The 23,030-nt window shown below is 44.2% G+C and carries 22 protein-coding genes; 10 read left to right on the top strand and 12 right to left on the bottom strand.

The genetic code is table 11. The features are described 5' to 3' along the window. Positions 1 to 33 precede the first annotated feature (33 nt). From H6550_15500 to dut, 4 genes are read right to left on the bottom strand one after another with little or no spacing between them, the layout of a single operon-like run. Entirely contained in the window at positions 34 to 924 is an 891-nt protein-coding gene (locus tag H6550_15500) for a DUF4292 domain-containing protein (protein MCB9047538.1), read from the bottom strand. After that, entirely contained in the window at positions 917 to 2,647 is a 1,731-nt protein-coding gene (locus H6550_15505) for a tetratricopeptide repeat protein (protein ID MCB9047539.1), read from the bottom strand. Before H6550_15505 ends, H6550_15500 begins: the two co-directional genes overlap by 8 nt. Further along, positions 2,644 to 3,651: a nucleotidyltransferase gene (locus H6550_15510; GenBank protein MCB9047540.1), complete on the bottom strand. Its 1,008-nt coding sequence runs from the start codon at positions 3,649 to 3,651 to the stop codon at positions 2,644 to 2,646. The genes H6550_15505 and H6550_15510 overlap by 4 nt, the downstream gene beginning before the upstream one ends. Positions 3,652 to 3,686: 35 nt before the next feature. Then, on the bottom strand, positions 3,687 to 4,124 hold the full coding sequence (gene dut, locus H6550_15515) for a dUTP diphosphatase (GenBank protein MCB9047541.1): 438 nt from the start codon (positions 4,122 to 4,124) through the stop codon (positions 3,687 to 3,689). 325 nt (positions 4,125 to 4,449) lie between these two features. Here dut and H6550_15520 point away from each other — a divergent pair, with 325 nt between their 5' ends. The 5 genes from H6550_15520 (at position 4,450) to H6550_15540 (ending at position 8,186) form a co-directional block, all read left to right on the top strand. After that, positions 4,450 to 5,013: a hypothetical protein gene (locus H6550_15520; protein ID MCB9047542.1), complete on the top strand. Its 564-nt coding sequence runs from the start codon at positions 4,450 to 4,452 to the stop codon at positions 5,011 to 5,013. Between the two features lie 277 nt (positions 5,014 to 5,290). Next, positions 5,291 to 5,851 carry a hypothetical protein gene (locus tag H6550_15525; GenBank protein ID MCB9047543.1) on the top strand — a complete coding sequence of 187 codons (561 nt, stop codon included), beginning with the start codon at positions 5,291 to 5,293 and terminating at the stop codon, positions 5,849 to 5,851. Positions 5,852 to 6,070: 219 nt separating this feature from the next. Further along, positions 6,071 to 7,417 (top strand): beta-lactamase family protein, encoded by a 1,347-nt coding sequence (locus H6550_15530; GenBank protein MCB9047544.1) that lies wholly within the window; start codon positions 6,071 to 6,073, stop codon positions 7,415 to 7,417. A gap of 104 nt (positions 7,418 to 7,521) precedes the next feature. Beyond that, a complete protein-coding gene (locus tag H6550_15535; protein MCB9047545.1) occupies positions 7,522 to 7,689 on the top strand; it encodes a hypothetical protein in 168 nt (55 codons plus the stop codon). Between the two features lie 86 nt (positions 7,690 to 7,775). Continuing rightward, positions 7,776 to 8,186, top strand: a complete 411-nt coding sequence (locus H6550_15540) for an OsmC family peroxiredoxin (protein MCB9047546.1) — start codon at positions 7,776 to 7,778, stop codon at positions 8,184 to 8,186. Position 8,187: 1 nt separating this feature from the next. Here H6550_15540 and H6550_15545 read toward each other — a convergent pair whose 3' ends face one another. The 6 genes from H6550_15545 to H6550_15570 form a co-directional block, all read right to left on the bottom strand. Further along, entirely contained in the window at positions 8,188 to 8,670 is a 483-nt protein-coding gene (locus H6550_15545; protein ID MCB9047547.1) for a YkgJ family cysteine cluster protein, read from the bottom strand. A gap of 7 nt (positions 8,671 to 8,677) precedes the next feature. Then, complete coding sequence (locus H6550_15550) at positions 8,678 to 9,601, bottom strand: ParB/RepB/Spo0J family partition protein (GenBank protein ID MCB9047548.1); 924 nt, start codon at positions 9,599 to 9,601, stop codon at positions 8,678 to 8,680. Further along, entirely contained in the window at positions 9,591 to 10,409 is an 819-nt protein-coding gene (locus tag H6550_15555) for a ParA family protein (GenBank protein MCB9047549.1), read from the bottom strand. The genes H6550_15550 and H6550_15555 overlap by 11 nt, the downstream gene beginning before the upstream one ends. A 65-nt stretch (positions 10,410 to 10,474) precedes the next feature. Next, entirely contained in the window at positions 10,475 to 11,152 is a 678-nt protein-coding gene (locus H6550_15560; protein MCB9047550.1) for a metal-dependent hydrolase, read from the bottom strand. A gap of 821 nt (positions 11,153 to 11,973) precedes the next feature. After that, entirely contained in the window at positions 11,974 to 12,336 is a 363-nt protein-coding gene (locus tag H6550_15565) for a prealbumin-like fold domain-containing protein (GenBank protein MCB9047551.1), read from the bottom strand. A gap of 16 nt (positions 12,337 to 12,352) precedes the next feature. Continuing rightward, entirely contained in the window at positions 12,353 to 13,492 is a 1,140-nt protein-coding gene (locus H6550_15570) for a hypothetical protein (GenBank protein ID MCB9047552.1), read from the bottom strand. 344 nt (positions 13,493 to 13,836) lie between these two features. Here H6550_15570 and H6550_15575 point away from each other — a divergent pair, with 344 nt between their 5' ends. The 4 genes from H6550_15575 (at position 13,837) to H6550_15590 (ending at position 17,780) form a co-directional block, all read left to right on the top strand. Continuing rightward, positions 13,837 to 14,985 carry a BatD family protein gene (locus H6550_15575; GenBank protein ID MCB9047553.1) on the top strand — a complete coding sequence of 383 codons (1,149 nt, stop codon included), beginning with the start codon at positions 13,837 to 13,839 and terminating at the stop codon, positions 14,983 to 14,985. A 347-nt stretch (positions 14,986 to 15,332) separates the two neighbouring features. Further along, complete coding sequence (locus H6550_15580) at positions 15,333 to 16,613, top strand: amidohydrolase family protein (protein MCB9047554.1); 1,281 nt, start codon at positions 15,333 to 15,335, stop codon at positions 16,611 to 16,613. A gap of 49 nt (positions 16,614 to 16,662) precedes the next feature. Continuing rightward, positions 16,663 to 17,499 (top strand): hypothetical protein, encoded by an 837-nt coding sequence (locus H6550_15585; GenBank protein MCB9047555.1) that lies wholly within the window; start codon positions 16,663 to 16,665, stop codon positions 17,497 to 17,499. 95 nt (positions 17,500 to 17,594) lie between these two features. Next, positions 17,595 to 17,780: a hypothetical protein gene (locus H6550_15590; GenBank protein ID MCB9047556.1), complete on the top strand. Its 186-nt coding sequence runs from the start codon at positions 17,595 to 17,597 to the stop codon at positions 17,778 to 17,780. A gap of 7 nt (positions 17,781 to 17,787) precedes the next feature. Here the strand turns inward: H6550_15590 and H6550_15595 are convergent, their stop codons facing one another. Together H6550_15595 and prfB are read right to left on the bottom strand one after the other, a co-directional pair. Continuing rightward, a complete protein-coding gene (locus H6550_15595; GenBank protein ID MCB9047557.1) occupies positions 17,788 to 19,557 on the bottom strand; it encodes an ABC transporter ATP-binding protein in 1,770 nt (589 codons plus the stop codon). 1 nt (position 19,558) lies between these two features. Then, a complete protein-coding gene (gene prfB, locus H6550_15600) occupies positions 19,559 to 20,650 on the bottom strand; it encodes a peptide chain release factor 2 (GenBank protein ID MCB9047558.1) in 1,092 nt (363 codons plus the stop codon). 593 nt (positions 20,651 to 21,243) lie between these two features. On the opposite strand from prfB, the gene H6550_15605 reads away from it, so the two are divergent. Next, the gene (locus H6550_15605; protein ID MCB9047559.1) at positions 21,244 to 23,025 is read left to right on the top strand and encodes a T9SS type A sorting domain-containing protein; all 1,782 of its coding nucleotides are present in this window, start codon (positions 21,244 to 21,246) and stop codon (positions 23,023 to 23,025) included. Positions 23,026 to 23,030: the final 5 nt, after the last annotated feature.

The following is a 23,030-nucleotide window of genomic DNA, read 5'->3' on the forward strand; positions in this document are numbered from 1 at the left end:
CCTACTCTCAATTATAGACAATTTTTAACGCTGTTATTTGTTCAGGGTATAACTATCGGGAATAGAAAAGGGGAAAGTTAACTCCTCATCGAAACTGGCATTGTTAAAGGTCATATCCAGGTAATGCAGGTCATTGTTACTATTGATATTGATTGCCCTGTTGATAGCAAACTTCCTGCTGTTGATGATAGAATAATTGCCATACTGTATCGCCCCGGAAAAACCGTTATTGCCCGCCAGTACCTGTTGGCTACGCATAGTACTGTCTGCCTTATTATAGTTTACCTGTTGTTTCACATCATTACCTTCCATATCAAGTATCCATACACCACCCATATCGGCCGCATCTGTAGGTATACCGCTACGATTCAGTACATTCCCTATCAATAAGTCCTGCAATAAGTGGAAATCTACTGCTGCCGGTAAAAATGACTGTGCCTCTTCTATCGGCATTTTAATTACCGATTTAGACAAATAATTGACTAATTGAAAACTATCAGGCGTGATCAGTATACGGGCAACATTTACAATACCCATGCCGGCAGTGATGTGTATCCATATTACGCTGTCCCTGGCCATCCTGATATTTGCGGCAAAGTCTTGCCGCTGGCCGCTGCCTTCGTAGTGCATTTTCGCCTTGCCTTTAAAAGTATTGAAAACAACCTGGTGTTGCCATAAAGGTATCAACCTGTCAATAAGCGCCAGTTTTTCGGTATTCATTGCCGGGCTAACAGGAGGTTCTTCCAGTACAGGCGGCTCCTCAACAGTTATTAAAGGCCTTGTTTCGGCATCAATGGCTAAGGAGTCAATGGATACTGAAGTTGAATCGGCAGTAGTATTATTCTGCCCAGGTTTCTTTATGAGTTTACAAGACGATGAAAGAACCAGCAATAAAAACGGCAATATGACTAAGGTCCTACTCATATAATCTCTTCTCACTTATCTTCTTGTCTATATGCGGACTGTCCGTACCCAGTTTTTTTGCTTTCTGCCAGCACTCGAGAGCCTTGTTGTGGTCATTCAGCTTATAGTAAATGTCTCCCAGGTGTTCCCACAAAGTAGCGCTGGCAGCTTCATCCTCTTTCTCGATCGCCTTTTCTACATACTCTTTAGCCTTTTTGTAATTGCCCTGCTTATACAATATCCACCCATAGGTGTCCAGGAAGGTGGGCAGATCGGGTACCAGCTCCAGCGATCGTTTAGACATCTTTTCAGCATCTGCCAGCCGTACATTTCTTTCAGACAGGTAGTAGCTGTAGTTATTCAATGTAGTAGGATTATCAGGTGACAGCTTGAGTGACTTTTCAAAATTCTCGTCCGATTGTTCGTAGTCTTTACTATTGTTATAAATATCAGCCAGTGTTGCATACATACCAGCTAACTCCCCTTTATTCTCTTCCGGCATCATATCAATGGCCCGTTCCAGCGAATTCACCGCTTTGATATAATCCTTCTTCATATTGTAGGCTACACCATTCAGGTAATGAAGTTGCGCCTGGTTGGGGAATAGCCGCAAAGCCCGCTCGCTATACTTTACGATAGAGTCGGGTTTTTGTTCCTGTAGGTATACGGATAACAAGGTCTTCCATACTACGTAGCTGGCAGGCTCCAGCTCTGCTGATCTTTTGTATTGCTCTGCAGAGGCATCCCATTGCTCCATGATACCCAACATGTCGCCATATGCTGCTATGGCCCTTGCATCTTCAGGGTTTTGTTCGGCAACTGTCTTTGCCAGCTGTAGGCCAAATTCTCTATCTGTACTATCTTCTGCTGTAATAATATAGCCCCCCAATACGGTAAGTTGTTCCGAAGGCTCCAGCGCGTTATTGGTCACTACCTTTTCTACGTATTTTTTATACTTAGCCTTATCTCCTTTCTTTTTGTAATATTCAGACAGGCTTAACTGTATACTAGGATCGTCCGGGAAAAGCTCCTCTGCCTTTTTATATATATCAGCAGCCTTGTCCGGTTGGTCGCTGTTATTATACATTTCTGCCAGTCGTACATAGTAGCTACTTTCATTGGGTGCAATGCTGATCAGCAGATTATTTACCTCCACAGCCTTATCCAGGTCATTACTGTTCAGATACAATTGTAATTTCCCTTCCAGCAACTCTTCATCATCACCATACATTTTCAGCAGTTTGTCAAATGTAGCGATCGCTTTATCCTTATCACCTGCACGCTGGTACAGGTAGGCTATGGTTTGCAGATATTCGCGATTATGCTCATCTTCTGCCAGTATCTCTTCATATGTTTCAGCTGCCTGTTTGAACTTGTTTTCGTCAAGCAACAAAATGGCGTATTGTTCCTTATACCATTTATTGCCTGGCTCTAGTTTAATGGCTTTCTTGAGATTTTTTTCCGCTTCGCCCATCTGCTTACGCGACATATTGATACGCGCCAGGTCGTAATACAAGCCTGCACCTTCAGGATCAAACTTTATAGCGTTACGCAATTTTTGTTCAGCTTCAGCATTATCACCTTTATTACGGTCGCGTACAGCATCGTAATGCAGGGCGATAGCATTCAGCTTGCTACCCTCGCTTATCTTAGGTGGAATAGTATCGATCTCCTGTGCTGATGTGTAGTAACAAAAGCCCAGGAGACCACTTAATAGAATAATGTTCCTTTTATTTAATATCATGACCGGGTAGAGAAATCTCCAAGACTTAAGTCCTGTGGCTTCTCACTGTAAGATACGCTTTTACCCAACATGGAGTTTTGCAGGCATACATTTTTAACAATGCTATCAGATTGTATGATACTATTGCTTATCCTTGAATCAGTTACCTGTACACCACTCTCCAGCGATACGTGTGGACCTACAACAGAGTTGGTTAACACCACACCCTCTCCAATATAACAAGGAGGAATAATTACAGAGTTATTGATAACAACAGACGGATGTACCAACTCTTCCACATCTTTTTTCAGCTCCAGTATTCTTTGGTTAGTATATACCGTTGCGTCTTTGTTTCCGCAATCCAGCCATTCTTCTACCAGGTCTGTGTAGAACTTCATGCCTTTTTTCAGCATATGGTCCATAGCGTCAGTGATCTGGTATTCACCTTTCAGCTTGATGTCTTCATCTATCAGACGTTGTAACTCTTTCTTCAGGTTATCACCGTCTTTAAAATAATATACCCCGATGATGGCCAGGTCGGTGACAAACTCTTTAGGCTTTTCTATGAATGCCTCTATCTCGCCTTTGTCATTCAGCTTTACTACACCAAACGCCGAAGGATCTTCTACTTTTTGCGTCCATATGATAGCATCTTTACTCGCATCAAAATTAAAACTGGCTTTGAATAATGTATCTGCAAATGCTATCAGCACATTCCCGGTCAGACTTTCAGAAGCACACAGTATAGCGTGTGCCGTGCCCTGAGCTTCGCGCTGGTAACATATCTTACCCTTAGCGCCCAACCTTTCAGCTATGGCCAACAGGTTTTTCTCCGCAGCCTCACCAAAGCTTGGCGCTATAATAAAGGCTATCTCTTCTACTTTTTCGCCCGATGTATTAATGATATCCTCCACCATACGTTGAACGGTAGGCTTACCGGCAACCGGTATCAGGGGTTTAGGAGTGGTAAGTGTATGTGGCCTCATGCGCTTTCCCATGCCGGCCATAGGGATAATGATATTCATCAATTCAGTTTTTTATAGTTTATTATTTATAATAATTATTTAACGCCCGAATGCCCGAAACCACCTTTTCCTCGGTCTGTGGCATCCAGTTCTGCTACAGCTTCCCAGCCTATCTGCTCATAACGGGCTATGATCATCTGGGCTATTCTTTCCCCGTCATTTATGGTCTGGGGTTCTGACGACAGGTTGATGAGCGGAACCATAATTTCCCCCCTGTAATCGCTGTCTATGGTACCGGGAGTATTTACCAGGGTCAGCCCGCGTTTTATAGCAAGACCACTCCTTGGGCGTATCTGTGCCTCAAAACCTTCAGGCAATGCTATATACAGACCTGTAGGCATCAGCTTTCGTTCCAGTGGTTGCAACGTTACCGGTTCCTCAAGAAAGACCCTTATATCCATACCCGCAGAGCCCGTAGTCTGGTACTCCGGCAGTGGGTGCGACGATTTGTTAACCAACCTCACTTTTAACATACAAGGCGCAAAGGTAATAAGCTTACCTTAATTATGGCAATCCCTGTTGATCCAGGTGGTTTTATTGTTATAGAGGCTTGTTTGGAACAAATTCATTACAAACTATTAATAATCATCCATTTAGTCCACAATACTATCCATATATCACACGTATCAACATAAGCTTGCCATCATAATACCAACTTTGTTAACGAATGGTTACCCGCTTGCTAACCCGCCGTTAACCGGGTTCGAAAATTTCTCCAATGTAGTTGAACATCGCATCTTTGTATCAACAAAACAACGAACAAACAAAACAATCAAACAACAAGCAAAAACAAACAAAATGAAAAAGATAGTATTATTCGCATCGTTCCTTACTTCAATCGGTTTCGCAGCTAACGCTCAAAACCAGGCTAACCAGTCATCTTCTGCTTCTCAAACAGTTCAACTGTCTCTGAGCAACGCGATCGAGATCACTTTCACAGGTAACAGCTCTGCAACAGGTGCTGACGTTACTATCCCTTTCACAACAGTTAACGACTACGCTAACGGTGTTGAAAGTGATGCACAGGAACTGAAAGTACGTTCTAACAAGAATTTCTCAGTAGCTGTTAAAGCTAACGCTACAAACTTCTCATACACAGGTAACACTACCCCGGCTCCAACTATGCCTGTAAGTGGTGTTCTGGCAGTAAAAGTAACAGCTAACGGTACAGGTGGTTCTATAGCCAGCCCGTTCTCTTCAACTGCTTACTCTACCCTGACAGCTTCTAACCAGGACCTGATCACAGCAGCTGACCGTGGTGGTAACCAGACTTTCAGTGTAAAGTATAAAGCTACTCCAGGTTTCGCTTACCCTGCAGGTACTTACGCGGTTGACGTAGTGTACACTGCTACTCAAGAGTAATTGTTTCTCAAACTCGTAATATTAAGAAAGGAGCCCCGTAAGGCTCCTTTCTTGTTATGTGTAACTCCGGAAGTGCCTGGTAACACATGCTATCTGAGTTGTTTTGCCCCGAATATGATTTGTTAACGGTTGGTTAGCGGGTTGCAAACACATGGTTAACCGGGCTTAAATATTTCTCAAATGTGTACCGGCGTCGCATCTTTGTATCGTCAATAACGACAAACACAAACAACAAACATTTTTAAACAAACAACCAAACTAACAAAAACAAACAATTATGAAAAAGATCATCGCAATCGCAGTTTTCGCTTCAATCGGTTTCGCAGCTAACGCTCAAAACCAGGCTAACCAGACCTCTTCTGCTTCTCAAACTACCAACCTGGTACTCAGCAACGCAATCGAGATCACTTTCACAGGTAACAGCTCTGCTACAGGTGCTGACGTGACTATCCCTTTCACAACAGTTAACGACTACGCTAACGGTGTTGAGAGTGATGCACAGGAACTGAAAGTACGTTCTAACAAGAATTTCTCAGTAGCTGTTAAAGCTAACGCTACAAACTTCTCATATACAGGTAACACTACCCCGGCTCCAACAATGCCTGTAAGTGGTGTTCTGGCAGTAAAAGTAACAGCTAACGGTACAGGTGGTTCTATAGCCAGCCCGTTCTCTTCAACTGCTTACTCTACGCTGACAGCTTCTAACCAGGACCTGATCACAGCAGCTGACCGTGGTGGCAACCAGACTTTCAGTGTAAAGTATAAAGCTACTCCAGGTTTCGCATACCCTGCAGGTACTTATGCAGTAGACGTAGTGTACACTGCTACCCAGGAATAATAAATAAAGGATACAGGAGAGAAAGTCAACATCTGATCTTTTTCATCCTAATATGACTGGTCCCCATTCGGGGACCTTTCTTTTTTGCATAAATACCCGTCTATAAAGCAGTAATTCTAAAACAAATGTTATATGATTAGCCTAAAGGCCTGGTACAGAGCCATATTACTGGTTAATACATTCAATTTATTTAGTTTAGCCCGATAAATGAGACGAATAATGAAGAAGATCTTGGCACTTGCAGCCGGTATTATTATATCTACAGGAGCAATAGCAAAGGATAAAGGCAGAGAACTGGACAGCATTGTAACACACTGGAAGAACCTGGCCAAATATAACGGTAGTGCGCTAGTAACACATCATGGCAAAGAGTTGTTATATAAAGGCTACGGTATTCGTGCGGTTGATTACGGCAATATTGATGCGAAGAAAACATTATATATCATCGGGGGAGCAACAGAAATGTTTACCTCAACACTCGTATTTAAACTACAGGAAGAGGGTAAACTATCCATAAACGATACCCTATCTAAGTACCTGCCGGATTTCCCGAATAGCAAGAAAATAACTCTGAAACAACTACTTGCACACCGTTCAGGAGTATATGACTATATGAACAATGATAGCCTGTACCTGAAAAGCGTAGTTGCCCCTATGGAAAGGAAAGAACTCATGGGCTATTTTAAAAACAAACCTCTGAACTTTAAACCGGGATCAAAAACAGAATACTCCACGTCTGATTACTACCTGCTGGGCATGATAATAGAAAAAGTAACTGATACTACCTACTATGCTGCTATGAGACAATACATACTTGATCCGCTAAAAATAGAGAACTCAGGGTTCAATTTCGGAGGGTTTGCCAGTTGGGACAAGGCACAGGGATATGATATACTGAATACTTCCCGTTTTATCCCGGCTTTCCCTATCGACTCAACCATAAGTTTTGCATCCGCGGGGCTTTTCACCAGTGCCGAGGGCATTAACAGGTTCTTCAAAGCAATGATGAGTAATAAGATACTAAAGAAGAATAGTTGGGAAACTATGACCACAGATCAAGGCGACGGCTTCGCCTATGGCTGGCAGGTAAAAGAGATTGACGGCAAGAAAGCAGTAGGACACACCGGTGAAACGTATGGTTTTGTCAGTTCCTGCTTTATGATACCTGAGGACACCACATTTATTATCCTGATGAATAATGATTTTGAGAGTGAAGTATTCAAAATAGCCGATAACCTTGAGGCCGCCTTGTATGACCAACCATATTCCCTTCCTGAACGCAGAGAATCTGTGTTCCTGGAGCAACGCAGGCTGGAAAGCTACGAAGGACGTTATGAGTTTGAGAATGGCCAGGACATGAATGTATACACACGTGATAAACTGCTTTGGGGTAAAATGACCAATGGCGAGGAGTTTACCATGCTGGCCGATAAAAAGCCGGATGAATTCTTTATGGCTTCCGTAGACATTGAATTCTATTTCATAAGAGACCGGAAAACCAACCTTGTGACCGATGTGATCGTACGACAGAACAGGAAAGAACTGAAAGGCCACAAGTGGCAGTAATATTGTATTTACTAATGGCTCGTTAAGAAGGGATATTTCTTTTTCTATTTGAAACATATAGTTGAAATTTAAGTTCCTGCTACAATAGTGGGATCTTATTATTTATGCAAACAACTATTCAAAAGCCTGAAACAAAAAAGCTGTTCACTAATAAGTTCTTTACTTATGTGGTGACAGACAACCACGGGCATGGCCGCGTGGTTGAGGTAGAGGTAACTGTGGTTGGCAAGACCATCAGTTATACCTACACCAACATCAAGCACAGGCAGTAGCCTATCATCTTTCTCTATATCGTTTTGCCATACCATAATTTTTAGCGTAATTGTATCCATCATTTACGATCTAAAAAGAGCATCATATGAAACGCAACGCTACAGCCGTATGGCAGGGTTCGGGTAAAGAAGGTAAAGGTCACCTGACCACGCAAAGCACGACACTCAACCAAACACAATACTCCTACACCAGCCGCTTTGAAGAGGGTGTTGGTACCAATCCCGAAGAACTTATAGCCGCAGCGCATGCAGGCTGTTTCTGTATGAAGCTATCCTTCCTGGTAGATGGCGCCGGCTTTACAGCCACTGAGCTGAACGCCAAATGTGTAGTGTCTTTAGAGGATGGCGCCATCAAAACATCTCATATTACACTGGCAGCCAAAATTGACGGCATCTCCAAAGAAAAGTTCGATGAGCTGGTGGCCGATGCTGAAAAGAACTGCCCCATATCCAAATCGCTGACGGCACAGATAAGCGTTGATGCTACACTGAACTAATTTATTTATTATCCACTATTTCCTGCAGGCGCTCCAACACATGAAATGTGATGGGACAAACCGTTGCGTTCTTTAACGTTAGTGGCACCCGCTTTATGATAACATCTTCATCCGTATATGGATAACGCCGGCAGTCGCTCGGGCGGTCGTCGTAGATGTTGCAGGTATTATCCTCTGCCAGGAAGGGGCAAGGCGACTGTTTCAATACATAATCATTATCCTCGTCCAGCTTCAGATATTGGTCTACCAATTCACCCTCTTTCATACCCAAAACTTTGGCTATGCGCTTGATATCGGGGTTCTTGAAACGCGGGGAATAATTCTTGCAGCAATTGGCGCACTCCAGGCAATCTATCTGCCGGAATGCCTCGTCGTGCAACTCCGGCAGAGCATTGAGTATCTTGTTCTTGTTACCTTTTTCCAGCATACGCTTGTATGCCTTCTGGTGCTCTTTAGCCTGTTTCTGCCAATTGTCAGGTAACATAATTATCTTAATCCAGGTGCATCAGTTTCATGATGCGCTCCAGGTCCTCATCATTATAATATTCGATACTGATGGTGCCTTTGCCATTCTTCTTACGATCCATTTTTACACGGGTAGAAAAGTGAGACGCCATACTGTCTTCGATACGCTTGTAGGCTGGCGGCAATTTTACCGTAGTTGATTTAGACGAAGAAGACTTACCACTATCCGGGTTAGCCATATCCTTCACCAGCTTTTCTGTTTGCCTGACGGACAGGCCTTTTTCCCTTACCTCGCGGAAGACATACAATTGCTGGTCTACCTGCTCAAGGCCAATGATAGCCCTGGCGTGACCCATACTCAGCTCACCATCCCTTACGGCTTTCTGCACATCGGGGGGCAGGCGCAGCAGGCGCAGGTAATTGGTTACGGTAGAGCGGTCTTTTTTCATACGCTCCGCCACCTCTTCCTGCGTCATATCACACTCATCCATCAGGCGGCGATAGCTCAGGCCTATTTCAATAGCATTCAGGTTCTCGCGCTGCAGGTTTTCCAGCAGGGCCATTTCCAGCATCTGCTGGTCGTCTGCGGTACGTATGTATGCAGGAATATCTTTCAGTCCAGCCAGTTTAGAGGCACGCAAACGGCGTTCGCCCGAAATAAGCTGGTATTTTACAGGACTTATTTTTACTACCGTTACCGGCTGAATGATATCGTGCAGCTTGATGCTTTCTGAAAGTTCTCTCAGGGCAGCTTCATCAAAATCGCGGCGGGGTTGTTTTGGGTTCACCACTATCTGGTCTACAGGTATGCGCATAATGCTACCCGCATTCTGCCCTGTGACGGAAGGCGGTGCGGCCTTCTCGTCAGAGCCCTGCATCTCCTCATCAATAGTATTCAGTAAAGCGCGAATACCTTTTCCCAAAGCCTGTTTCTTGTTATTAGTCGACATGATTGCCGTTTTCAAATATTTTATCTTCGTTTTTGATCTTCGTCATATCGTTCTTCTGCAATATCTCCTTGGCCAGGTTCAGGTAGTTGACAGCACCTGTACTCTCAGCATCGTACATCAGGGCAGGCGTGCCGAAGCTCGGCGCCTCGCCCAGGCGGGTATTGCGGTGAACGATGGTATTGAACACCAACTCTCCGAAGTGATTCTTAATTTCTTCTACTACCTGGTTGGACAAACGCAGGCGTCCGTCATACATCGTCATCAGGATGCCTTCTATCTGCAATTCTGTATTGATACGTGTCTGTACGATCTTCACCGTGTTGAGCAATTTGCCCAAACCTTCCAGGGCAAAGTACTCGCACTGTACCGGTATCACTACACTGTCGGCAGCCGTAAGGGCATTCACCGTTATCAGGCCCAGCGATGGTGAGCAGTCTACAATAATGAAGTCGAACTGGTCGCGGACACTCTCCAGCGCCATGCGCATCACGTGCTCGCGGTTGGGGTGGTGTATCAGCTCTATCTCGGCACCTACCAGGTCAAGATGAGATGGTATGAGGTAGAGGTTCGGCGTTTCCGTCTCCAATATCACCTGCGACACGGGTGTTTCGTTCACCATACAGTCGTACAGGCTGAGTTGTATATTTTTCAGGTCGAAGCCATTACCAGTAGTACTGTTGGCCTGCGGGTCGGCGTCTATCAGCAGTGTCTTATATTCCAGCACTGCCAGGCTGGCCGCCAGGTTGATAGCCGTAGTGGTCTTACCTACCCCTCCCTTCTGATTCGCTATTGCAATTACTTTTGACATATGTACTGTTTGTACTAACCGGTTTTAAAATACTGTTTTTTCCCGAATCGTGGTGATATATTCAATTAAACTGTTATTGTTTGGCCAATGGCGGGTAGCAATAACTCCTTTCCTGCATCAGCAAATTTCTTTTGCGCCGCTTCCGGCACTATGGCTATAGGCGGCCATGTATTGTAATGTACGCCTATCACTTTGTTACATTGTATGAAATCAGCCGCTGTCACCGCATCGTCTGGATTCATGGTAAAGTGGCCGCCGATGGGCATAACGGCAAAATCCAGCTTGCCATAGCGTGGTATCAGCTGCATATCCATGACCAGGCAGGTATCGCCAGTATAATGGAAACAGCCATCGGCAGTAGTGATCACAAAACCGGCGGGATTACCTCCATAGCTGCCGTCGGGCAGGCTGCTGCTGTGTGCCGCCGGTGTCATACGCACAGTGCCGAATTCGGCCTGCATCTGCCCCAGGTTCATACCCACTACATTCTCATAGCCTTGTTTGGCTATCCAGTTGGTCACCTCCAGCATGCCAATAACAGGCGCGCCTGTGTTCTTTGCTATCGTCACGCAATCGGCTATATGGTCGCCATGACCATGCGACAGCAGAATGTAATCTGCCTCAATACTTTGAATATCAATGTTTTTTGCGTTGTCGTTGCCTGATATAAAGGGATCGAACGGGAGTTTCTTTCCCGCCGTTTCCACCATAAAACAAGCATGTCCGTAATACGTAAATTGCATGATCTCCTTATATTTTGGCCCGTAGCCATACGGGTATAACAAAGTTAATGTCCTGCCCGCACATTTCCGTGGAACATCGTGGAATGTGGAAAATAAGTGGCGCGGGGCAGTCAAAAGTATAAAGTGAAAACCTGAAACTGAGCAACACCTTAATACGGCAATTTTATTGCATGGCGTTTTGCCTGATATATAACTGTATTTGACCCGTGCTACCTGCCTGCTGCTGTTTTGTATCGTTTTGTTATGTTTTGTTAAGTAATTGCAGGGGGTATTCAGAAAAATATCTTCCCATTTGAAAATAAATGGCTGACTGTCAGCTATATGTGATTTTGTGTTATTTATGGTGATTTGCATGGTGGTGAGGGGTGATCTTTTGCTTTTATATATTATCTATTCTTACATTTTATTGTCTGAATCAGGATATACAGGATTTTCAGGACAAGGAGGATCTTATTGTGTTTCTCCAGTTCGTCCCTGCGGAGGATCAAGCAGTCTCGCGAATTGAGGGCTATATAGCAATGACCGGATCTTTCCCTGCACAAGCTGCCCCTTGCCTCAAAAGGAAGGGAGGAAGGTTTTTTATCACATCAAATATACAACAATTAGTAATTATTATGAAATTTTTATACTGTTTAATATAACATTTTCCGGGACTTATGGTAGGGGGGGGGAATGCATTACATTTATGGACTTCAGCAATAAAACTGAATTTATTTATAACCACCAAGAGAAAGGGAATAAGATATCTGTGCAGGATGATAATCTAATATGATGCAGTGATATTGGAAGTTGTCCTTTTGGGGGACAACTTCCAATATGCGCTACCTGATGAGCGTTACTTTACCTATGTGTTTACGTTTGTCAGTCAGCGGGCCGGCTTTATTTGCGTACCCCATATTACTAGAACCGTCTTTTTCTGCATAAACATAGTACTCTATTGGTTCGAGATTCGTAAAAGTCACTTGCCCATCAGCCCCAGTTTTTTGTGATCCATAGCTGCTTTTTCCGTGGACCTTGAATTCATCAAAAGTTTTATAGATCCGCACATCAGCACCTTCGACCAGCTCTTTGGTATTATATGATACGGTAAGGACAAGCGTTGTGCTTCCTGTTTCTTGCTTTGAGCATGCAGTCAATAACAAGCCAACAGCTAATACAGCGAATAATATTTTTGCCTTTATCATGAGTTAATTATTTTAGTTATTGTTTATAGAATGTAATGTTATAGACAGGAGTTTGAGTGTTCAAATTGCCCCTTATTTCACTATGGAGGCCCATATACAACTGGCTTTGGTTTGTCAATACCACACTTTTCCACTGATCAATTTGTTCGTTACCGAAGTTAGCCAGGACATGTATCCATATTGTACTTCCCGGAACCATGCTCTGATTTGTAGGCCGATCCGTGATCTCATATCCGCCGTTAATAATACTAAGTTCTCCTACAAAGTTATTGGTAATGCCGGCAGGAGGGGTTTCTGTTGAGGGAACTGAAGGGTCAAATACCTTCGTGTTTGCAATGTCCGGTGGAGCGGTGGTCATCGTATTCGATGCCGCAATGCCAACGGTAATAACATTGTCTGACCAGAAATCGTACAGAGCTTGAAAGTTTGTTGTCGCAAACTTTTCTGCACCGTAACCAAAAATATTATTAGCGAAGCCGTTCTTAGCAACGCTATACTCTTGTCCACCTGTAACAATAACACCATCACAAGCTATATTTGAGATCCTGTAGTTTATCCACAGGTTCCTTCCTGCAGTCCCATCTAGCGCACCCCAAAAGGCTGGCTGAGCAGGTAATACAAAATATACTTGCTTTTGCCCTGGCGCATCCAATGTGTAAATTCCATTAGCAGCCAGGTTTGCGGTAACGCCTTGTCCGCTATTGAAGTAATTTGTACCGCTACACAAAGTAATAACGTCACCGGCCTGCCCATTTCTCTTAATAGGAAAATCGTTGATCAGATCAACCCGGTTAATTATTGTTGATGGCCCCGCCCAGGAATAAGTATAGTATGGTATAACCGGATTCATGCCATACCACGAGAATAGGTTAGCATAACCTTTGCCATTGCACATTTCATCTGTTGACAAGTCTATAGCAACTGGCGCCGTCCAATGTGTTGGGGCGACAGTAGTGGAAAATGGTAGCCCGGAGTTAAACGAGGGCTGTGAAAGTACAAAATCCATTACGCCGCCTAAGTCGTCGTAGGTACAATCGCGTATTACCTGGTAACCTTGAGGTTCAAGGTCTCCTAAGCTAATGTCATCAGTTGGGGGGTGGCAACTTGCAAAAACTGCAAGATACAGTCCTAATAGTAATTTGATTCGTTTCATCATAGAAGTAAGTTTTTATTAATATAAAATTAGTATTTATGGCAAATAATTATAATCTCATTACGACTTTTAAAATATTTTTTATTAATATATAAAAGATTGTTTTATTGTATATTATTTTACATATATATACTTCCTATTTATGTTGAGGCCGTTTTGGGGGTATGAATTAGTTGCAGGTATTTGTTATAGACCCTTTCTGTTCCACATTTTCTGACGGGGTGTTGAACAGAAGATTTAATACCGCTCACAGAGTCGTAATAGAGATCTGTTTATATGCCAATTCAAGTAGTCGACGGATAAACTCAGGCTCATACAATTCCGTTTTTGCTGTATTTTTAACTGTTATGAAAAAACTACCCACGATCCTGTTGCTATTGACGACCTGTACTGCTTTTGCACAGGAACAGGTACTACAAGTGAAGGCAACGAGCCGTGTTGCCGCACTGAATGAAGAGTTACATATCAGCTATACGTATACGGGCTGTTGTGCCCAAAAATTCACCGCACCGGGCTTTGAGGGCTTTGAAATAGTAAGAGGCCCCATATACGGGCAACAAACCAACATGCACATGAAGAACGGCAAGGCAGCATATGATACCAGTGTAACCATATCGTATGACCTTAAACCGCTGAAGACGGGTAAGCAGACAATAGCCCCCGGCACAATGCGGAGTGGCAACGGCAAAACTTACACGTCGAAAAAACTGGACATAGAAGTACACAAAAACCTCCGCACTAACGAAAAGCGCATTGTATATAAAAGACTGGATGATTTTAACGTAGTAATGGAACTGGGCAAAAAGGCTGCTACTTTTACTTACATAGTAAGCACCGGGCCTGTTTACATGCAACAGGTGAAATATGATATGGGTGCTGATATTGATAAAATGACAAAGCAGGTAGCAGCACAAACCGGGGCTACTTACCTTGGTACATATGAGTGGGGGAATTTCACACAAACAGGTGTGATCTATACTAAAGAGCAGACTGACCTGCAAAGGGATAGTATACCCAGGCTCTTCTTCGGTACTAACGACACCGCAGGCATCCGGCAAGCAATAGAAAAGCATTATGATATGCAAGCAGGAAAAAAGTATGCTACATGGATAACAAGATCTGAGGGGCGCACAGCACTGAATGAAGTGACAGACCTGACAGGATTGCACAAAGTGTACTATCATGCAGATGCATTGACCACATTGTTGCGTAAGAATAATATGGATGTAAACGAAGAGCGGCGAATAGTTGTGCGGGTTTCATTCGGCAGCAAAGAAAACATGGAGGCTTTTATTGCAGCTTCAGAGCAATCGGGTTATAAAAAACTGGAGGTGACCGGTGATGTGATGCAGAAACATGGCTACCATTTAATAGAAGTGTACCGGCAAACTAAACCCACAACAGAAAATATGGAAGCCATCGGCCTGGAAGTATGGAATACCGCAAACATTTACGACGGCAACTGGGTTTCTATGACGCTGAATAAAGCGGAGTAAGCTGTAAGTGTCTCCCCGCTGTCCTGAGTTTGCAACTCAGGATATATTGCATAATACCCTCTTTGCTATTGGCATTCCTTTCACAACAAGCAATCAATCATCTTTCAAGTACTGCGGATTGAGAATATGCTGTACATGAGCCCATCCCTGTCCCCTTAAGGGAAAGAGGGTCTGTTATTAAATGATTACATAAGCATCCTACTAATGAACTATGGTTCATTAATTACCGTTTGCAAAACGGGTTGTTTTTCATTATTCAAGATGCCCCTTGGACAACATAGATTATTTAACATATCTTTTCCTAACGTTTTACCCTTTCATCCCGTTATTAACTGAAAATTATACTCATGAAACAAACACTTACAGCTATTACACTACTCTTCAGCTTAGCATGTCATGCGCAACCGGCCTTGCAGGAGGCCGACATCATTGTGAGGCATGCCAATATCATCACCATGAAAGACAGTGTACCGCTGCAAGACCAGTTGTTGTGCATAAAAGATAATCGCATCAGCTACATCGGCGCAGATAATAAAAAGGCTATCTCTACCACTGCAAAAGTGATAGATGCAAAGGGCAGGTACCTGATGCCGGGCATGGCCGAGATGCATGTGCACCTGCCGGGTCCTGATGAGATAAAACAGTTCCTGACGCTGAACCTGATGGGTGGCATAACAATGGTACGTGCCATGCGAGGCAGGGAAGAACAACTGGCCTATCGTGACATAAAAGACTATGCCATTCCGCATTTATATATCTCAACGCCCATCATCACACGTTTCACTCCGCTGGATGACCACAGTGCGGATAGCCTTGTGCAGGCGTATAAGCATACAGGGTATGATTTCATCAAGTTTATAGATATAAAAGACAGCATATCGTTTGACAACCTGATGAAGTATGCCAACCAATATGAGCTGACCGTTTGCGGGCATACCCCCGGTAACGTTGCACTGGAGTATGTGCTGACCAGTGGTTTTAATTGTGTGGAACACTTGCAGGAATATGTAAAGGCCTACAAACAGGGACCTGAATATTTTAACAAGATACTCAGGCTTACAAAGGACAATCATGTATACCAGTCGCCAACGCTGGATTGGTATAGTGTGTATTTTCATCAATACTCCGAAGAAGTGCTAAAGAAAAGGGCCGGACTTGAATACATACCTGACAGTACTCAACTGCAATGGCACGAAGAGATAGCAGCAGCAAGAAACAAAATAGGAGATTCTGCATATAATGCTATACGTAGTGACTATGCTGCCATTGAAATAATAAAAACCGACATTGTAAAGCAGATGGCGCAGATGGGCATACCTTTACTTACAAGTCCCGAAGGTGGTGAGCAGTATATGGTGGCCGGCTATAACATGATAGAAGAGATGAAAAGGATGCAACAAGCAGGGCTGAGCAATTACGAGTTATTGCAATGTGCTACCATTAATCCTGCAAAGTACATGCACCGTGATGGTGAAGTGGGTACACTGGAAGTAGGGAAAGAAGCAAGCATGATACTACTGGCAGGCAACCCGCTGAAAGAACTGGAAGCAATAACCCATGTAGATGCCGTACTGCTGGACAACAAAGTATATACACATGATGAGTTGCTGGCACAACTAAATAACTAATAACACCTGTAGTTTTGCGGCAACGAAAAAGTAGTATTTTTGAAAGACTATGAAGAAGATACTTATCGCATTGTCGCTGATAGTTGCCTTTGCCGCCTGTGGCAGTGATAATGGCAACAAAACCAATGGCCCCTCGCCTATAGAGCTGCAAACAAGTTTTGCACCCAACATTAAGGGCGTATGGGTATTGACGGATTATGTAGACGACCTGGGCAAAACAAAATCCCCCAAGGCATCTTCAGACAAACTACAGGGCATTGTTTCGATGGATATAGACCCTGAAATAGTTTCAGGAGATTCAGCCATTGTTTCTGCCAGCCTGAATAATCATGAGGGCTATACCTTTTACCTGATGTACCGGCAGGGGCAGGATGACAGATCGCTGGTAACGGCGCATACTGACCCTGATAACAGCGACAACTTCTACGAGCTGGGTTATACCACCGAAAATGGTGAAAACATGGTAACGCTGAACCACTACGACAAGGACAAAAAACTACTGGACAAAAGAACATTCACCAAAGTAACCGGCCCGCAAAGCGATAACGGAGAGCCTTACAGCCTTACTTACATGGCCAACAAAATATTATTCTCAGGCAGTTACAGCGTTACCGATGAGCACGGCAAAACTACAGAAGCTACCTTCAGCGACGACGGACTGGTAAGCGGTATCGGTGACCATACTACTTATTATGTGTTCACCGATTTTATCGGTGATGAAGAGACCAACCTGGATGAGATGCTTTTTGACGAGCATACCAAAAACCAGAAGGGCTACATTTTTGAGATAAGCGGTGACACGACAAGGCTGTACAGAGCCATGGAGAATGATGACCGCACACAACTTATTCGCGGGGAGCTGAAATATACTATGGTGAAGAAATAACACACAGCTAACAGTGGCCTGCCGCAATTGTGACGAACATCATAGGTATAGCGGGTAAAAATGACTTGATTTGTTCATCAACAAAATAGCATATCATGAAACAGGCTACCAGAGCAGCGGCAAGACAATCATCAGCAGTGTATGGCTTCGGCTTTATTGGCGCTGTTATTTATTTCATTCAGCATGCCACCGGATTCTGGATGGGCGCACTGGGTATTTTAAAAGCTATTGTATGGCCGGCCATACTGGTGTATAAGGCATTGGAATACTTTGCCATGTAGCAAGGCATTACAGCACTTCTTCTTTTTGTTTTTCTACGGCCGTATACAGATCGTAGTAAGCACCTTTGGCGGCTATCAGTTCGTTGTGGTTGCCGCGCTCAAGCACTTTGCCTTTGTCCATTACCAATATCTCATCTGCTTTGCGGATGGTAGACAAGCGGTGGGCAATAACGATCGACGTACGTCCCTGTATCATCGTGTCTATCGCTTTTTGTATCAGTTGTTCGCTTTCGCTGTCAACAGAAGAGGTGGCTTCGTCGAGAATAAGAATAGAGGGTTCGTATAACAAGGCACGTGCAAAAGACAGTAGCTGCCGCTGCCCCTGCGATAGTGTATTGCCCCGCTCCATGACATTGAAGTCGTAGTTACCGGGCAGCTTCATGATATGGTCGTGCATGCCCAGCATTTTGGTGACGCGTTTTACCTCGTCGAGCGAGATATTTTTATTGCGCAGGGTAATGTTCTCATATACCGTACCTGAGAACAGGAATACATCCTGCAATACGATACCTATGTGGCTACGCAGGTTGTGTACGTCGTATTCAGCAATATCGTGTCCGTCAATTTTTATGCTGCCACCGTTGATCTCGTACAGCCTGTTGAGGACACTGATTATGGAAGTTTTGCCCGCGCCCGTATGCCCTACTACGGCCATGGTCTTACCTTTCGGCAGGTGGAATGACACACCTTTAAGCACGGGTATATCAGGCTTGTAGCCAAAATGCACCTCATCAAATACTACATCGCCTTCTATTTTATCAACCGTGTATGTGCCCTTGTTCAGGAGGTGTTCTTCGCTGTCCAGCACGGTGAACACACGCTCTGCCGCTACCATACCCATTTGCAGCACGTTGAACTTATCGGCCAACATGCGCAGGGGGCGGAATAACAGGTTGAGATACATCACGAAGGCGATGATAACACCGGGGCTGGTCTCAAAATGCATCATACGCACAGCACCCCACCATACCAATAATGCGATGGCGATGGTCGCGATGATCTCTACAACGGGAAAGAAAACAGAATAAGCGAAAATGGCTTTGATATTCGCACTACGGTGTTCTTTGTTAATGTCCCTGAACTTATCGAACTCCCGTGCCTCTGCTCCAAAGGCCTGCACAATGTACATGCCAACAATATGCTCCTGAACAAATGCGTTGAGTGCAGCCACAGCATTGCGCACCCGCTGGAAAGATTTGTTCACCGCCTCTTTGAACACATAGGTCGCAATAATGATGGCCGGGAAGGTGCTGAGGCATATCAGCGCCAGTTCCCAGTCGGTAGCCAGCATAACTATGATAATGGCAATGATGGTCAGCACATCGGCGATGATGGAAATAACACCTTGTCCGAAGACCTCGTTCACAGCTTCCAGGTCGTTGATAGAACGCGTGGTGAGCGTGCCTATGGGTGTACGGTCGTAATAGGCTATATCCTGGAAAAGTATCTTCTGGAATACCTTTTTACGCATATCGTTCACTACGGTCTGCCCCAGCCAGTTGATGAGGTACATGAACCAGAAGCGCAACAAGCTTTCGACCAGCAACAAACCCAGCTGGATAACGGTGAGCCATATCAAGCCTTCCAACAGGTGGTTGGCTATGTATTTGTCAACAGATAACTGTATGAGGTAAGGGCGTAGCGGCGCAGCTGCAGCCAGGATGACAGACAACAAAATTGACGTCACAAAGCTTCCTTTATAAGGTCTTGTAAACGACAGTATGCGCCTGAGCAAAGCCAGGTCGAATATCTTTTTTATGTCGTTGCCCTGTGCCAAATCAGTCCTGCTCCTCTTTTACCGTCATTAAATATGCCTTGATGAAACCATCTATCTCGCCATCCATTACAGGTTGTACGTTGCCTACCTCGTAGTCGGTACGGTGGTCTTTTATCATTTTATAGGGGTGGAACACGTAGGAACGTATCTGTGAGCCCCACTCTATTTTCTTTTTGCTGGAATTAGCCTCATTCTTCAGTGCCTCGCGCCTGCGCAGTTCTTCTTCGTACAACTGGCTTTTCAGCATGGTAAGTGCTTTTTCCCTGTTCTCGCCCTGTGTACGCGATTGCTGGCATTCAACGATGATACCCGTAGGAATGTGTTTCAGGCGTACGGCAGTTTCTACCTTGTTCACGTTCTGGCCACCCTTACCACCTGAGCGGTAGAACTCCCATTCCAGGTCGGCGGGGTTAACAGCTATCTCAATACTATCGTCTACCAGCGGGTAAACAAATACAGACGCAAAAGAGGTATGCCTGCGGGCATTGGAGTCGAAAGGCGAGATGCGCACCAGGCGGTGTACCCCGCTTTCGGCTTTCAGCAACCCGTAGGCAAACGCACCATCAAATTCGATAGTGGCCTGTTTGATACCGGCAGCTTCACCATCCTGCAGGTCCAGTTCAGACACTTTCCAGCCCTGTTTTTCGCCATACATGCGATACATACGCAGCAACATCTCCGCCCAATCCTGGCTTTCGGTGCCACCTGCACCACTGTTGATGACCATTACAGCCGGCATCTCGTCTTCCGGTTCATTAAGTGTGGAACGGAACTCCCCATCTTCCAGGTCGGCTATGGCCTTTTCGTAGGCTTCTTTTACTTCCTCTTCGGTAGCTTCATTGGCTTTCCAGAAATCGAACAGAACGGCAAAATCCTCTACCGATGTATCTATCTTCTGGTACAGGTCTATCCAGAACTTGTTGACCTTTATTTCTTTGAGCACACCCGTGGCTCGTGCATTGTCGTCCCAGAAGCCCGGCGACAAGGTCAGTTGCTTATCATTTTCGGTTTTGGCGATACGCTCATCTATACGTAAAAAACGGTGCAGGTGTTTCACCCGCCCGCGCATTTCTTTTATCTGTTCCTGCGTCATATGCGGTGCAAAGGTACGGGGAAAGCCGTATAGTTTTAGGATGGCAATTAACAGTTTGCAGGAGCGGTTGTGCGTTGTTGTTAACAACTCTGTGTAGCTATTGCTATATTTTATTGAGTAATACGGGAAATTGTTAAGTAACCGACCCAAACCTTTTAACCGAAAGCTAATATATATACAATACAAACAATTGATTGTCATTATATTACATGCATAATTGTTAAGTTTTGTTAAGTAAGACCGGAAGTCTTTCTTACTTAACAATCCATAAAAAAGCCCCTCATATAGAGGGGCGCCTGAATATCTGTAATCAGAAAGATGTCGATACATATTATTGTTAGCTATCATGGTTTGTCATTGGCAAACGGATGGTGATGGCAATAATCTCAGAATGGCGAGACATGCGCAAGCACGAATTTATTTACAACAAATGTACTATAATTAATTGATAAAATAAAATTTAAAATTCAGCATGGGGTCTCGTTCAGAAGTCCCGGGTGGAAAGGATGGTCTTTTAGTAAGTGATAAAAGGGTGACATACTTTTGGGTGAGCATAGCCGCAAGACGTGTACGTTATTTCGTAACTTGAGTATGTGAAAACTATTTTTCCTATCATAGTCATTTATTTATCAGGGCTTGCCGCAATTCATTGCCGTGCCCAGACAATACCTTACAACAGACTGACCAACTGGGCCAATGCAGGGCTTGCTGATACTGTACCTGACTTCAGTAACAAGGTAAATATTATGAACTACGGGGCTTATGCAAATGGAATGATACCTGACGATACAGCATTGGCAAGGGCAATCGCGGCACTTAACAACCAACCCGGCACCGTCATTATTCCCGCCGGCACTTACCTGTTCAGGCAGCCTGTGAACCTGGAACGCGACAGCATTGTTATCAGGGGAGAAGGCAGTGCTACCCGCTTATTGTTTAACCTGTCATGGCCATTGAATAATATGTTCAACATAAGGGGGACTATAGAGCCTGACACCTTAAAAGTGCAACACTCTATTACTAAAAATGACCGCTCGATAGTTCTGTCGAGTGTAACGGGATTACATGACGGCGACTACCTCTATTTATTCTGTAATGACAGTGATCTGGTTACTTCACCATGGGCCTATACCACTTCAGGTCAAATACTTAGGATAGAAAAAATAAATGGCGACACTGTTTACGTGGAGACTCCTCCGAGGCGCAGTTATAAGATCAGCTCGGGTATATATATACTAAAAATGAAGCCGGTAAGACACGTTGGATTGGAATGCATGTATATAGAGCGAACTGACTCTACCAATGCACGAACCAATAATATAGATCTTTTTGCAGCGGCCGACTGTTGGATATCCGGCATTGAAAGCAATATGACCAACTACTCTCATGTAGCAATCAATTACTCAACTCATGTACTCGTACGTGGTTGCTATTTTCATCATGCGCATTCTTATGGAGATAAAAGTGAAGCATATGGAGCAAACCTTGAATTTACCAGTGGGGACTGCCTGGTAGAAAACAACATATTTGAACATCTGCGCCATTCTATGGTAGTACAGGCAGGCGCCAATGGAAATGTTATATCCTATAATTACTCGCTGGATCCATATTGGACACAGCCTCCTTCTCCTGCTGATGCAGCCGGTGATATTGTCTGTCATGGGGACTATCCCTACCTTAATTTATTTGAAGGCAACGTAGCACAAAATATCATTGTTGATGACTCTCATGGTATCAATGGCCCATTCAATACATTTTTCAGGAACAAGGCTGAGCTCTATGGCATTTCAACGTTACCCGGTGCTGCAGACAGTACTAACTATACCGGGAATGAAGTAACAGGAACAACAGGCAACTATTCACTTTCAGGCAAGGGATATTTTGAGTATGGAAATAATCTTAATGGTACAATTATGCCTGTGGGCACGTCTGCACTTCCTGAACTATCATTATACATGTCAGGTCCGCCCGGATATTGGGAAGGCAATATCAGCTATCCCGGCATCGGCACACCATATGCATATAACAAAGGTAATAACCCGGCATACAGGCGCTACACAAGTCAGTCGAGAACGGACTGTACCCGCAACCCACATTATATCACAGTCCAACAACCCTTACAGGCAGACGATGAAATAGCAGCATACCCCAATCCTTTTAAGGATGTTATTATTCTGAGATCAGCCACGGGTAAGCGATCCTGTTTTTACCAGCTATATAGTATGACAGGTATGTGCGTGCTTGCGGGTGATGCTCCAGGGGACCAAACTATAATTAATACGGCATCTTTACCTGAAGGCATATACCTGCTCATCATCCGTGATCAAAAGGGAATAATAATCTCGAAAAGGAACATGATCAAAACCGGCAGATGACACAA

The sequence above is a fragment of the Chitinophagales bacterium genome (genome assembly GCA_020636495.1).
GTDB lineage: Bacteria > Bacteroidota > Bacteroidia > Chitinophagales > Chitinophagaceae > UBA5543.